13 protein-coding genes are annotated in these 14,231 nt (G+C 39.2%); 6 read left to right on the top strand and 7 right to left on the bottom strand.

All coding sequences use genetic code 11. The features are described 5' to 3' along the window. Positions 1-48 precede the first annotated feature (48 nt). Positions 49-1,245 (bottom strand): ABC exporter membrane fusion protein, encoded by a 1,197-nt coding sequence (locus tag H6G73_RS10865; RefSeq protein ID WP_190604215.1) that lies wholly within the window; start codon positions 1,243-1,245, stop codon positions 49-51. Positions 1,246-1,761: 516 nt separating this feature from the next. Further along, complete coding sequence (locus H6G73_RS10860; protein WP_242034165.1) at positions 1,762-2,532, bottom strand: D-alanyl-D-alanine carboxypeptidase family protein; 771 nt, start codon at positions 2,530-2,532, stop codon at positions 1,762-1,764. 543 nt (positions 2,533-3,075) lie between these two features. On the opposite strand from H6G73_RS10860, the gene H6G73_RS10855 reads away from it, so the two are divergent. Then, the gene (locus H6G73_RS10855; protein ID WP_190604210.1) at positions 3,076-4,467 is read left to right on the top strand and encodes an MFS transporter; all 1,392 of its coding nucleotides are present in this window, start codon (positions 3,076-3,078) and stop codon (positions 4,465-4,467) included. A gap of 49 nt (positions 4,468-4,516) precedes the next feature. On the opposite strand, the gene accD is transcribed toward H6G73_RS10855, so the two are convergent. After that, the gene (gene accD, locus H6G73_RS10850) at positions 4,517-5,467 is read right to left on the bottom strand and encodes an acetyl-CoA carboxylase, carboxyltransferase subunit beta (protein ID WP_190604208.1); all 951 of its coding nucleotides are present in this window, start codon (positions 5,465-5,467) and stop codon (positions 4,517-4,519) included. A gap of 260 nt (positions 5,468-5,727) precedes the next feature. On the opposite strand from accD, the gene H6G73_RS10845 reads away from it, so the two are divergent. Beyond that, entirely contained in the window at positions 5,728-5,871 is a 144-nt protein-coding gene (locus H6G73_RS10845) for a hypothetical protein (protein ID WP_190604206.1), read from the top strand. A gap of 298 nt (positions 5,872-6,169) precedes the next feature. Here the strand turns inward: H6G73_RS10845 and H6G73_RS10840 are convergent, their stop codons facing one another. The 3 genes from H6G73_RS10840 to leuB all read right to left on the bottom strand — a co-directional run bounded on the left by H6G73_RS10840 (position 6,170) and on the right by leuB (position 8,562). Continuing rightward, entirely contained in the window at positions 6,170-6,991 is an 822-nt protein-coding gene (locus H6G73_RS10840; protein WP_190604204.1) for a prepilin peptidase, read from the bottom strand. A 131-nt stretch (positions 6,992-7,122) separates the two neighbouring features. Then, positions 7,123-7,383 carry a hypothetical protein gene (locus H6G73_RS10835; protein ID WP_190604203.1) on the bottom strand — a complete coding sequence of 87 codons (261 nt, stop codon included), beginning with the start codon at positions 7,381-7,383 and terminating at the stop codon, positions 7,123-7,125. Between the two features lie 93 nt (positions 7,384-7,476). After that, positions 7,477-8,562 (bottom strand): 3-isopropylmalate dehydrogenase, encoded by a 1,086-nt coding sequence (leuB, locus tag H6G73_RS10830; RefSeq protein WP_190604201.1) that lies wholly within the window; start codon positions 8,560-8,562, stop codon positions 7,477-7,479. A gap of 215 nt (positions 8,563-8,777) precedes the next feature. Between leuB and H6G73_RS10825 the strand changes: the two genes are divergently transcribed. The 3 genes from H6G73_RS10825 (at position 8,778) to H6G73_RS10815 (ending at position 12,732) form a co-directional block, all read left to right on the top strand. Then, the gene (locus H6G73_RS10825) at positions 8,778-9,632 is read left to right on the top strand and encodes a mechanosensitive ion channel family protein (RefSeq protein ID WP_190604199.1); all 855 of its coding nucleotides are present in this window, start codon (positions 8,778-8,780) and stop codon (positions 9,630-9,632) included. Between the two features lie 259 nt (positions 9,633-9,891). Then, on the top strand, positions 9,892-10,866 hold the full coding sequence (locus H6G73_RS10820; RefSeq protein WP_190604197.1) for an ABC transporter ATP-binding protein: 975 nt from the start codon (positions 9,892-9,894) through the stop codon (positions 10,864-10,866). A gap of 54 nt (positions 10,867-10,920) precedes the next feature. Continuing rightward, complete coding sequence (locus H6G73_RS10815) at positions 10,921-12,732, top strand: ABC transporter permease (protein ID WP_190604195.1); 1,812 nt, start codon at positions 10,921-10,923, stop codon at positions 12,730-12,732. Positions 12,733-12,807: 75 nt separating this feature from the next. On the opposite strand, the gene aroB is transcribed toward H6G73_RS10815, so the two are convergent. Further along, positions 12,808-13,902, bottom strand: a complete 1,095-nt coding sequence (aroB, locus tag H6G73_RS10810) for a 3-dehydroquinate synthase (protein WP_190604193.1) — start codon at positions 13,900-13,902, stop codon at positions 12,808-12,810. A 178-nt stretch (positions 13,903-14,080) separates the two neighbouring features. Here aroB and petL point away from each other — a divergent pair, with 178 nt between their 5' ends. After that, positions 14,081-14,173: a cytochrome b6-f complex subunit PetL gene (gene petL / locus H6G73_RS10805; protein ID WP_190604190.1), complete on the top strand. Its 93-nt coding sequence runs from the start codon at positions 14,081-14,083 to the stop codon at positions 14,171-14,173. Positions 14,174-14,231 lie beyond the last annotated feature (58 nt).

Raw genomic sequence — 14,231 nt, 5'->3', positions numbered from 1 at the left:
ATCAGGTATTCTCAATGCAAAATTCAAAAGTCAAAATTTTATCCACGCTTAAATTTCAATTACTACCTTGACTTGCATATTAGTAAATTTGGCAGCCTTTTGACTTGCGGTTTGATCTAAACGAATCTTGACTTTAACTACTCTGTTATCAATATTGCTAGATGGATCAGTAGCTAATAAATTTTGTCTTTTGACTTGTAAGCCAATTTTTTCCACAGTTCCTTGTAATTCTTCAGGTAAAACATCACTAAATACTTTTACCTGTTGTCCTGAACGTATTTTAGTGATGTCACTTTCATAGATTTCAGCAACTACATACATCTGGCTAGTTTGCCCAATATCAGCAATACCATCGTTCGTGATTAATTCCCCTGGATGGGTATTAATTTCAAATACTTGACCAGATTGGGGCGATCGCACATAAGCTTGTTGTAAGTTGGTCTGGGCTGTTTTGACTGCGGCTTGAGTACGTCTCACTTCAGCTTCGGCCGCAGCTACATCTACAGTCCTGATTTCTGTAATTTCCTGTAAATTTGCAGCAGCTTGTTTGAGTTTTTGTTTATTCGTCCGATGGATCTGCTTTAACTGTGCTTGGGCAGAGTTGAGATTAATTTGGGCAGTTTCTAAAATGAGGCGTTGACTATCTCTCTGGGCAGAGGAAATAGCACCTTCTGCATATAGTTTCTGATAACGTTTGTCTTGAATTTGAGCATTTAATAATTCTGCTTTGAATCGGGCAATATTAGCCGTTTGAGTTTCGATTTCACCTTGACTTTCTGCCATGATGCGGTCAATAGCAGCTTTTTGGGCGGCAACTTTGCCTTGTTTTGCACCTGCAAGGATCTTCTCTAAGTTAGCTTGGGCTACTTTCACTTCTTCTTCTGCTTCTTGCAATGTTGCTGCCAAGCGATCGCGACTATCTAAAATAGCAATTACTTGTCCTATTTTGACCCGATCACCTTCCTGCACCATTAACTTTTCTACCCGACTCCCTTCACTAGATGCTGCTGCGGCAACTTTGATTACTTCTCCTTGGGGTTCAATTTTTCCCAAAGCTGTCACAGTTTTAATTTCTGGCATCATTTCTATAGGTTCCGAGACTTTTTGATTACTGACATCTCGAAACCTGACGATTGTTACCACACTAATACCAAATACCGTTAATGATGCAATCAGGGCTATACTAATCGGTAAACGTAAACTTTTGCTTGACAAAAATGAACTTTGTAGCTTGTGGTTTTGCACAATAGCATACCTTTTCGGCGATTTAAAATTAGTTCATTGAAATCTAAAAATCAAAGCCAACAAATCTTTCTCAATTTGAGTGAATTTGCTTGGAGATGCCTGGAAAAATATCTAATCAACAATAATAAAAGTTTGAAAATGCTGGAAATTAATCGTTTTCTAGCCTGTTTAACTAATTAATCCTTGATAATTGTTTGTAGAGGCTAGCACAAAATACTCTCGCAGCTTTCTGTCCTTCGGACTGTAACGTAGGACTCTACTCCTGAAAGTAAAAGTCAGGGAAATTAAAAATTTAATCCCTTCAATCTATGGAGAGATAAGATTAAAATTAAAGATGTTGTTTGATAAAACTCAGGTTGAATTCAGTTATTTGGCAAACAAATCAAACGATATTACACTTATTTTGTAAATAAAAATACATTAAATATCTGGTGAAAATGAATGTAGAGACCTTCCATTGGAACGTCTCTACAAGGATTTAAAAGCACCCATATTTAATTACCACCAGATGTCCATTTATAGAAGAGGTGTTAACCAATAGGTAATGCCATTGACAACTTTATTTTTTAATCCAAACTTAGCTAAATTTTCTTCAGTCCAACCCAGATAAGTCCAATGAGGGGCATCATTTTCGACAGTTTGAAACCAGCCATGTTGATTTAAAGTTTGTCTTTGCGCTGATGTAGAAACTCGTAAATCAATTGCTAAACCCCAAAGATGCTGTGAAGTACCTGGAGGAGCAACTGTACCCAAAATTTTTGTTTCCTTACCTTGTTTGACTTGTTCCAAAGTATGATTATTAGCGTATTTACGCCAAAATCTGAAATTCATATCAAAGTCCCGCGTACAGTCACCAATATAACCAGATTTTAAGGGAATATTTACCAATTCTCTAGCTTTATTTAAAGCATCCGCAGCATTTTTTTGTAAATAACAATCACTGGTACCAGTAACTTTAGCCCTAGTTAAAGTTGATTGAAATGCTTTTATTTCTTGTGCATCAGTAAATAAAACCTTCGTTGGCAGTTTAATATCCGCTGCTTGGTTAATAAATATAGCACCATAGGCTTTTAATAAAGTATATTCAAAAGAATTATTTTGAGGTACTATTGTTAGTCTATGAGCAACCGTCTTTAAAAAACGTTGCTGCTCATCTAGTTGCTGGTTAGGTATAAAAGGTTTAACAACTTTTATAACCTGAGTATTAGTGCTATGAGTAGCTAATGCTTTATTTACTGGTTTTTGATGAGTAATATTGTGAACAATAATCAATATAATTGTACTCAAAATTACAACTGTCAAAAAAATGATTTTTTTAGTGAAAATTGCCATTAAACATCAAAATATTGTGAGATATCGCATTTAATCATATAGCAAAATATAGGAAGCATCCTGGATTTTGAGTACATATAGCAGGTGACAGTGCTAAAAGCCTTTGTTTATCTCAGTTTTAGCTGTAGTTAATATTCTAACTGCCTCGTCTACGGCTATAAATACACAGATAAATATATCTGCTTGATTTTTATTATTTCCTATTTATCTTCATTGTCATTAAACTTCTTGCCAAAGTCACAATTTTCCTTGATTTTTTGCGATTTGGCGTTAACAAAATACTTATGTAAGATATATTTTATCTAAAAATAGATACTATTTTGATATCAATTCGTTTTGGTAATTTTAGATATCATTTTATACATATACAAATGAGTTCATTGCTGTTATTAATTTGCGGTTAATTTACTAATATACATTGACATTATTCGTTTGATGAAAATTACCAAATAATAATTTATAAACACTAGGCTATTTTATGTTTCCTAGTCTATATTCATGGAATTAATTACCGTGGAAAACATTGCATCTACATCTGATGGCATAGCGCATATTGATCCGTCATCTATTATTATTGACAAAAATTCAGCTACTAAAATTAAATTTTCTAAACATGAAATTCGTACCAGTTTGCGAGCATCTACGATGGACGGTATATTGTCGGGAATTTTTTCTTTGACAACTAATGGAATTTTTATCAGTAATTTTTTAGTAGATTTACATGCCAGTCCCATTGTGTTTGGGATGCTGGCTTCAATTCCTATGTTGGTGAATCTCATTCAACCATTGGGTGCTTATATCTCGGAACGAACAACCAGTAGATGCCAATATTCTTTGTTAATTTATGGAATTTCTCGCTTGATGTGGGTAATTCTCTTGATAGGTATTATTAGTATAAATTTAGGAGTGATTTCTGCTCAAAACTTGATACTAATCACATTAATCATTGTCCTATTCAGCCATCTTTTAGGAGGACTAGGAAGCGCATCTTGGCTGAGTTGGTTAGCAATGATTGTACCGCGAAGATTGCGGGGTAGATATTTTGGTTTACGTAACGGTGCTATCTGTCTCACTAACTTACTATGTGTGCCTTTATTAGGTTTTACTATCTCCCATTGGTATGGTGGGACAATTCAAGGTTATGGAGTGGTTCTGTGTGGGGGATTGATTTTAGGCTTGATGGGATTAGGGTGTCAGTATTTTAAGGTTGATGTTAATCCCCAATTACAAAACAATTTAATACTTAATTCCTTATCAAAACAGACTCCATCTTTGCCTATTTCTGAGAAGAAATGGCATGACAGTTTTCACCAAAATTCTAATTTTGTGATTTTTTTGATTTATTTGAGTTTATGGATATTTTCTATTAATCTCAGCGCACCTTTTGTAAACTACTATTTACTGGAAATATTGGATTTAAATATTAGCTGGGTAACTGTTTATAGTAGTCTTCAATCTGCGGCTAGTTTGATGATGCTGATTTTTTGGGGCAAACTAGCGGACAAAATAGGTAACAGAATCATTTTAATTGTGATGGGGATTGTAGTGGCAATTACGCCTTTGTTATGGCTGTTAACTGGTCGCAGTACCATGATGATTTGGTTATGGTTGCCACTAATACATATTGTGATTGGTGGAACTGGAGCAGCAATTGACCTGTGTAACAATAACATGCACATAGGTATTGCGCCAATCAAAAATCAATCTATTTATTTTGCTATCACTGCGGCTGTGACTGGTGTCACTGGTGCTTTAGGTGCAGCAATTGGCGGTATGATTGCCCAATTTCTCCAAGGTGGATTAATGGCATTATTTGCTTTATCTAGCTTGTGTATGCTAGGTGCGCTGATGCCATTGATATTTGTGGAAGAAGCGGGGGAGAAAGGATGAGAAGAAGGGGTTGAGTTTTCTTCCCCTACTTCCCCTAATTTCTGTATACCTACTCCGCAACAGTAGAACTTAATGTTCTGGTTTCCCACAAAACCATGTTGGGTGCGGTTGGTAAAGGCTGGTGTAAAGCAATTAGCTGTGCCAGAGTGTTTTTCAGTTGGGTACGAGGTACGATTTCATCAACAAATCCGTGTTTGAGTAGGTCTTCGGCTGTTTGGAAATCTTCTGGTAGTTTCTCGCGCAGGGTTTGTTCAATGACTCGTCTGCCAGCAAAACCGATGGTGGCTTTGGGTTCAGCAATGATCATGTCACCCAACATAGCGAAGCTAGCTGTGACACCACCTGTGGTGGGGTTGGTGAGGACGGGAATATATAACAATTTTGAGTCGCTGTGACGTTGTAGGGCCCCGGAAATTTTGGCCATTTGCATGAGGGAAAGCATACCTTCTTGCATTCTCGCACCACCGGAGGAGCAAACAATTACCACTGGATAGCGACGTTGGGTGGCTTGTTCAATTAAGCGGGTGAGTTTTTCACCGACTACAGAACCCATGCTACCACCCATAAAACGGAAGTCCATAACTCCTAAGGCTATGGGCCAGCCGTTAATTTGACCTAAGCCGGTTTTGACAGCATCAATTAAGCCTAGTTTATCCTGGGTTTCCCGCAGGCGATCGCTATAGGGTTTGCGATCGCGAAATTGTAAAGGATCAGTTGGCCGCAAATGCTCATCAATTGGTTTCCAGGTGTTGGCATCAATCAATTGTCTGATTCTTTCATCACTATCTACCCGATTATGATGCCCACATTCCACACAGACCATTTGATTTGCTCTCAGGTCTTTTGCATAACTCAACACACCACATTTAGGGCATTTATGCCACAAACCATCAGCTATTTCTCGTTCTTGGCGTTCAATGTTGATGGTTCCTGATTTACGCCGATTGGCAAACCAATCAAATAGAGACTTTAAACCGCGTGATTCTTCGTTGTTCGCCATTTTTATCTTATTTAACTAGGTATGAGGTCAAAAATTAGGTCAAGCAATTTTCGATTTTGGATTTGGGATTTTGGATTAAGTTCACCGATAAAGGTAATTTGTTTGAGGATTTGAGATTGATATCATCCTGCGAGGGAAGCTAAGAACCGCAAATCGAAAAAATCTAAAATCAACAATCTAAAACCTAAAATTGTCGGTCAAGGTAATACAGAGAGTAGAAGTGAAAAAGTCTAACGTTTAAATTTAGGTGATTTTGGCTGGTGACAGTGGACTTTATCATCAACTTAAGCCTGCAATTGCCAGCTGAAGGAAATGTCCTAGTCAGAGTAGTTATTGATGTCAAATTACTGGCAAAGCCTTTGGTGTTACATCCCCCAACGAGAATGCCCTTTCCTCCCTCTTGATCATGCTATTTACTTAGGTGGTAAGCAGTTAGTATGCTGGGTATTTGGTTTTACTTCCTGACTACACCTGATGATTTGGGGGTAATACAAGTCACAGCTTAATATTACCAAAGTCTTAATGGTCAATGGGGTAATGGAGGTTACAGTCACGGTGGATGGAGATTTCCTATGATTGACTGGGGTTGTAATAAACAATGAACAAGATAAACAGACATTTATAGTGGGATTTTAAAGTGGGAACTTGGCAGCAGCAGAGGAATGTTCCGCCGATGATTTGGCATTAATTTGTATCTATATCTCAAGATACAGGAATAAAGAGCCTCATGTAGTGTGACAGCATAAATTCACCACTCAATGCGGTAATTACGGCACCTAAAGCCAAGAAAGGCCCAAAGGGAATCTTTTGCCCCATTTGCTGCCGTGATAACATCATTGCTCCACCACCTAGTATTACTCCCAAGGCACAGGCGATAAAGCTCGCTAACAATAAATATCGCCAACCTAACCAAGCACCCATCATGGCGGCTAATTTCGCATCTCCTGCACCCATGACTGTTTTTCCGAAGGCTAGGGAACCAAGGAGAGCGATCGCATCAAATAACCACAGACCCACCACAGCCCCACCTATACCTACTATTAGGTGCTTGACTACCCCTACTCCAGTGGGATTGATGCTGTAACCCAAAATCATTTGAAAGGTTATACCTAAAACTAATCCTGACTTAGTGAGTCGATTAGGTAAGGTCATGGTATCCCAATCAATCAAGGCTAGGGCTAATAACCAACAACAAAAAGCCCAATAACCTATGGTGAAAAGAGAAAATTGAAAGACCCAAAATACAATTAAAAATATAATGCCCGTTGCCGCCTCTACCAAAGGATAACGGAGAGAAATTTTATTGTGACAATAGCGACAACGCCCCCGCAACCACAACCAACCCAATACCGGCACATTATCGTAGGCTTTCAGGGTGTTGAGGCAATGAGGACAACGAGAAGGAGGCCAGAGTACAGATAATCGAGCAGGTAGCCTATACACCACGACATTAATAAAGCTACCCAAAGATGCACCCAAGGCGAAGACAATGATACTTGCAGGAACTTCGAGCCAGATGTTCATAAGGTCAGTTGTCAGTCATCAAATTTTATTTTCCTGTCACCTGTTACCTACGATGCACTGTATCTCGAATACGTGGTAGTTGAGCGTAGTCGAAACTCGATAACCGCGAAGTAATATCGCTTTCCCTCTGACTAATACATGTAAGATTCGATTTGATGCAAAGGCACAAAACATTCTTGTGGTAGCAGGACTGGGTTATTAGTAAAAATTACCTTACCCCGATGAGTTACACGGCTAATGGCCACTCCTGAAGCTTGCCCAATAATTTCAGGATGTACCTCACAGTAGGTATAGTAAATTTTGCCAGCAGCCCGGATGACGGTAGGATCAATCAAAGGCGGCTGGTTATTTGGGGGGCTAGGGTTTACCTGTTCTGGTTTTAAAGCGTACACTATTGGCTTTGGGTGATTGATAGATTTGCTTTTAGTTTATCCGAATCTTTTAGCAAAAAATGCCAAAATCCACAAGGCCGCGCCAGAAAATTATTAACTCTCTAGGATGTGAATTAGTGCATCGCCCATTGCACGACAACCGACTAATTTCATTCCTGTGGACATAATATCCCCGGTTCTATAGCCTTGCTGCAAAACTTCTAACACAGCATCTTCCACTGCGTCAGCTGCTGTGGGTTGGTTTAAGGCATAGCGTAACATCATCGCCGCGCTTAATACCTGTGCCAGAGGGTTGGCTTTATCTTGGCCAGCGATATCTGGGGCAGAACCGTGAACAGGTTCAAACACACCAGGGCCAGAGGCACCTAAACTAGCGGAAGGTAACATCCCAATACTGCCTGTGAGCATGGCAGCGGCATCGGAGAGAATATCCCCAAATAAGTTACCTGTAACGATGGTGTCAAATTGTTTAGGCGATCGCACCAACTGCATAGCAGCATTATCAACATAGAGGTGAGATAGCTCAATATCTGGATATTCGGCGGACAGTTTAGTTATGCCCTCACGCCACAGTTGAGAAACATCCAACACATTCGCCTTATCCACAGAACAAAGTTTGCCCCCACGTTTTTTAGAGGTTTCAAAGGCGACTCTACCAATCCGCTCAATTTCCGATTCACTGTAAACCATGGTGTTGACACCACGTTTTTCACCTGTCTCGCTGGTGAATATGCCTTTGGGTTTGCCGAAATAAATACCGCCTGTCAATTCCCGCACCACCATAATATCTACCCCTTCCACTACTTCACGCTTTAAGGTGGAAGCGTCAATTAATTGGGGCAATATTTTTGCCGGGCGTAAATTCGCAAATAGTTCTAAACCAGCCCGTAAGCCTAATAAACCTGCTTCTGGGCGCAAATTCGAGGGCAAAGAATCCCATTTATAGCCACCAATGGCTGCGAGTAAAACAGCATCGCTATTACGGCAAGCATCAAGGGTGGCGACTGGCAGAGGTTCCCCTGTTTCGTCAATTGCTGCACCACCAATTAAAGCTGTTTGAAATTCAAAGTTAATACCAAAGCGTTTCCCGACGACTTTTAGCACGTCTACCGCTACGGCCATAATTTCGGGGCCAATGCCATCGCCAGGAAGTAGGGTAATGCGGTAGTTGTCAGTCATAATTCAGTACGATGAAGTAAAAGTTTAGGCAGATTTACTATCATACCTAGCAAGTGTACCCACATAGTTGTTAATTTCTGTGGGGATGGGGATTGGCGCTGGTTACAGCATATTTCCCAAAAAAGTTAAGAAAAAACTATCTAGAGCATTTTATTTATTTATTGGTTGTATTTTAGTTGTGTTAATAAATGCAAATGCCCAACTAAAACTAATTTATGGATTTCAAACAAATTGGCGAAGTAGCGAGCGCTTTGTTAACTCAATTTGGACTCAAGCTAATTGGTGCCATCCTACTGTGGATTGTCGGCCAAAAGTTAATTGAGTTGGGAGTGAAACTGCTTAAACGTGCTTTCAAAAGGCAGAATGTAGAACCAACACTCATTAACTATCTTTTAAATATTACTGGTGTCACCTTAAGAATTGTTCTCATTGTTGCCATTCTTGGCTTCTTCGGCATTGAAACAACTTCTTTTGCTGCCCTATTAGCGGCGGCTGGTGTGGCTATTGGTGCGGCTTGGGGGGGACTATTAGCCAACTTTGCCGCCGGTGCATTTTTAATTATCTTTCGCCCTTTCAATGTGGGTGACTTTATTACCGCCGCAGGTGTAACAGGAACTGTTACAGAAATAGGCTTGTTTACAACCTCGATTAATACGCCTGATAATGTGCTGACAATTGTCGGCAATAACAAAATTTTCGCAGATAATATTCAAAATTTTTCCTTCAATCCCTATCGTCGTGTGGACTTGTTAGCCCAACTTTCCCACGATGTAGACCATAATCAGGCGATCACACTTTTAAAAGCCAGAATTAGTCAAATTGCCAATGTACTCAACAATCCTGCACCAGATGTAGAGATTTTCACCTTTAACCTGGCAGGCCCTGTACTTGCAGTCCGTCCCTATTGCAGTAATGATCATTACTGGCAAGTTTATTTCGACACGAATAAAGCCATTCGTGAAACCTTTGGTGAAGCTGGTTATCCTGTACCTGAACAGCGTTATACAGTTAATGGTTCATCAGGTGATAGTGCCCAACCAATCATTCCCACTTCTTCAGAAATAGGGTGAATGTGAATTAAAAAGTCAAGCTTTTGTATAAAAAATTATCAATATTTAACAATAGGTAGGGTTGATGCCTTGCCTATTTTATTTTTAGGGTTTTAAGGATAGAACATATGAAAGCTGAAAACCCTCATAAATTCATAGTTTGCCAATTTAAAACTGGGAATTTTGAATTGATATTGGTTTCTATTTCCGAAACGAATATCACAACAGATGTAGAAACAGGTTAGGGTTACACTTGACAATCAGCCAAACCTGACCAGCCATGGCACAAGAATTAGCAATTTGCACTCGTGGACTCACTAAGCAATTTGAACGACACATAGCCGTGAATAATGTTGACTTAGAAATCCAAATGGGTGAAGTATATGGATTAATTGGCCCCAATGGAGCAGGTAAAACCACTCTCATTCGGATGTTAGCTATGGCTGAGGAGCCAACTACTGGTGAAATATATATTAATGGTGTTCGCGTAGCAGGTTATTCAGACCATTTCCTTTCTGAAGATAAAAGCAACTCTACCCTCAAACGTCGATTGGGTTATTTACCAGATGACTACCCACTTTATGACGAATTAACAGTTTGGGATTATCTAGATTATTTCGCGCGTTTGTATCGGTTACGGGAACCACGACGCACTCAACGTTTACATGAAGTTTTAGAACTGATCCAACTGGGGAATAAACGTTTTAGTCAAATTTCCACCCTGTCACGGGGGATGAAACAGCGTTTAAGTTTAGCTCGCACTATCATTCATGAACCCATTTTACTGCTGTTAGATGAGCCTGTGTCTGGACTTGACCCCATTGCCAGAATGCAGTTTCGGGAAATTATTAAGGCTTTGCAAGAAGCGGGAATGACAATTTTAATTTCTTCCCATGTCCTCAGCGATTTAGCAGAGTTATGTACTTCTGTCGGGATTATGGAACTCGGCTTTTTAGTAGAAAGCACTTCATTGCAACAACTTTACCAGCGTCTTTCCCGTCAGCAAATTTTCCTCTCTACTTTGGGCAACCTAGAAGCATTGGTGAGTGAAATCAAAAATCATCCCTTTGTGGAAGAGTGGGAGGTAATCCGCAACAAGAACAGTGTGAGAGTTAATTTTACAGGCTCACAGGCAGATAGTGCAGAATTATTGCGATCGCTTGTTGGTTCTGGTATTCCCTTAACTGACTTTCACTGTACCCAAGAAGACCTAGAAACTATTTTCCTCAAATTAGGTCACAAGCAAGCATCATAGAAATTAATAATTCATCTTTCAAACTTGGCAAAATAATCTTTGGAGCATTTAATTATGATAGCCAATTTTTTTGAAAAAATCGGGTCACTCAACCCGCAATTATTTCGAGAAATAAAAGGTAGATTTAATCCTTTTAATTTAATTGTTACTATAGCATCTTCTCTTTTGACCCAAATTATCGTTTTTGGCTATCAACTGCGAGAATTTCCCTCTGATCAACTCTATTTAAGAGATAAATATTGTGGATTAAACTCATTTTATTCTCAAAAAGAAACTTTTCTCTACACTCAGCAAAATGACCTCCAACAAAAAATATCTAACTATAAACAACTGAAAAATTTATCAGACCCTTCTATAATTACCCAACTAGAAACCCAACTCAAGCAAGTGACAACCGACATTGACAACTTGCGAAACTATATGAATAGGAACTTTTGCCCACTTAATGAAATTAATTTTTCATTATGGTGGCGTGACCATTGGGAATATATTTTCCTCACTTTTACTGTCATATTTGTATTTACATTATTAGTTGGTGGAACTTATTTACTCATCAGCGATTTAGCCAAAGAAGAACAGAGAGGAACACTGAACTTCATTCGTCTGAGTCCCCAATCACCAAATACTATTCTTGGTGGGAAAATACTAGGTGTACCTAGTTTAATTTATCTATTTTTCCTCACGATTTTACCTTTACATTTTTGGGCTGGGCGTTCTGCAAATATTGCTTCTAGCTATATATTGACCTTTTATCTCATCTTAGCAGCTAGTTGTCTTTTCTTCTTTAGTGCTGCGGTGCTTTTCAGTTTCGCTAGTCGTTCATTTAGCAGTTTTCAACCTTGGCTAGGTAGTGGTTCTGTTTTCCTGTTCTTATTTATAACAATCGTTTCAACTTCCTCCTCTATTAATTATTTTCATCATCCATTTAATTGGGTGAGATTTTTCAGTCCTTGGGATATCACTGCCTATTTATTTCCTAATCTCTTCAGGCAAGAAAATCCTGTAGAAAAGTTTCAATTTTTCTACTTTCCCATAGGTAAAAATCTAGTCACCTTGACTTTATTTTATCTAGTCAATTACGGGATTTTTACTTACATATTCTGGCAATCAATGATCCGTTGCTTCAGCAATAACAATGCTACATTTTTGACTAAAGGACAAAGTTACGCTTGCATGGCTTTCATTCAAGTTATGTTCTTAGGCTTGAGTATGCAAAAGAGCAGTGATTCCTATTATAGCGACACTATGGCTCTTTTATTAATAGTTAATTACTGCATCATTGTTGCTTTGATGTTTATTCTCTCTCACCCTCGTCAAACAATTATTGATTGGGCAAGATATAAACATCAAAATCAGCGTCAGGTATCTGTATTAGACGATTTAGTTTGGGGAGAAAAAAGCCCTGCCTTGGTAGCTATCGCCGTGAATGTATTAATTGCTTGCGTGCCTATCGTTTGTTTATTTGTATTTTCTGATCCAGAATTATTGAAATATGAATCACTGAGCAAATTTACACTCATGATTTTCGTATCCCTGTGCTTGATGATGATTTATGCGACCATTACCCAACTCACTCTATTGATGAAAAATCAAAAGCGATATGTATGGTCAGTTGGCATTGTTAGTTCCATCATCTTTTTACCAGGGATAATGTTAACAATGCTCGGTTTTTATCCAGAAAAATACTCAATAGTTTGGTTATTTTCTTCCTTCCCTTGGGCGGGAATACAATATGCAAGCACAGGATGGATGTTCACAGCAATGTTATTTGATTTCACTGTTTTGGCATTGTTAAATATTCAATTGAACAAGCAAGTGAAAAGGCTGGGTGAATCTGCTACTAAAGCATTGTTAGCTGGACGTTAATTAATTTGCAAATCTAGATAATCCGTCGAATTATGCCATTTTTTCGACGGTTTATTGTTGCTATTTTGCCACCTGTCATCTCATACTTGCCAATACCTGGCTGATGGTATCTGGTGGTACTTCATCTGTTACCTTCACCACACCAATTTGAGTTGGAAGCACAAACCGTACTTTTCCTGATTTGACTTTTTTATCTAATTGCAAAGCGTCAATGATGGCGGCAATTTCTATATTGGCTGGTAATTTAGTGGGTAAACCTGCTTTTTTAATTAAGGCGTTTTGACGTTCTGTATCTGCTGCTTGCCATAGTCCCAATTCCACAGCTATTTGTCCAGCAGCTACCATGCCAATACCTACGGCTTCCCCATGTTTGAACATGCGATATTCTGTTAAACTTTCGACCGCATGACCAATGGTATGACCATAGTTGAGAATAGCCCTGAGTCCAGCTTCCTTCTCGTCTTTACTGACAACATCAGCCTTTGCTTGACAAGAACGAGTTAAGATGTTTTGAATGAGTTCTGCTTTGACGTAACGCAGTTGTTCAAGATGTTTACTGGCTTCTAGTTGGTCAAATAATTCCGTATCCCAGATGACACCATATTTAATCACCTCTGCCATCCCTGCCCGGAATTCGCGCGCTGGCAAAGTTTTTAATACTTCTGGGTCAATGAGGACGAAACGAGGCTGATGGAATGCCCCAATTAAGTTTTTGCCGTGGGGATGATTGACCCCTGTTTTGCCACCAATAGCTGAGTCTACCATGGCTAACAAACTGGTGGGGACTTGGACAACGTTAATGCCCCGCAACCAAGTAGCAGCGGCAAAACCGACCATATCACCAATCACTCCACCACCTAAAGCCACCATGGTAGAGGAACGTTCTAGGCGGTTTTCTAGGGCTATATCGTAAAGTTTTTGGATAGAGTTAAGAGTTTTATAGCGTTCTCCAGCAGGGAGATTGTAACTTGCAACTTCAAAACCGGCCTTTTTCAGGGATGCGATCGCTCTTTCTCCATAATGCTTGAAAATCATCGGATTAGAAACCAGCAAAACCTTCTGGCCTAGTTTCACACCGCTCATTTGCTCACCCAGTTGATCTAAACTACCAGGTGCGATCGCAATTTCATAAGACTGTTCTGGCAGATTTACCTTAATTACAGAACTCATTCCCAAACCCTAAAAAACCGCTTGTGGGCTGTATTGTAACGTAATACCCATGAAAAATTAAAAATTAAAAATTAAAAATTGGCAAAGTCAGCTTTTACTAGGCTTTTCCGGTTCAATCTGTCGCATTCCTTCAAGTAATGATTCAATAGATTTAGTGAAGTAATGTGGAGAAACGTAAATGGCTATTGTTGAATACGTACTTTTCTTAGCGGTGTTTACAGGTGTAGCTGTCGGCTTGTTGTTTGGCTTGCGTGCAGCTAAAGTTCTGTAAAACCTTGATTTGACCCTTGGGGTTGGGAAGAGGTAGGTGATAGGTGAGAGTGAAGAAA

The organism is Richelia sinica FACHB-800, assembly GCF_014698825.1.
GTDB lineage: Bacteria > Cyanobacteriota > Cyanobacteriia > Cyanobacteriales > Nostocaceae > FACHB-800.
This window is presented reverse-complemented; position numbering and strand designations above follow the sequence as displayed.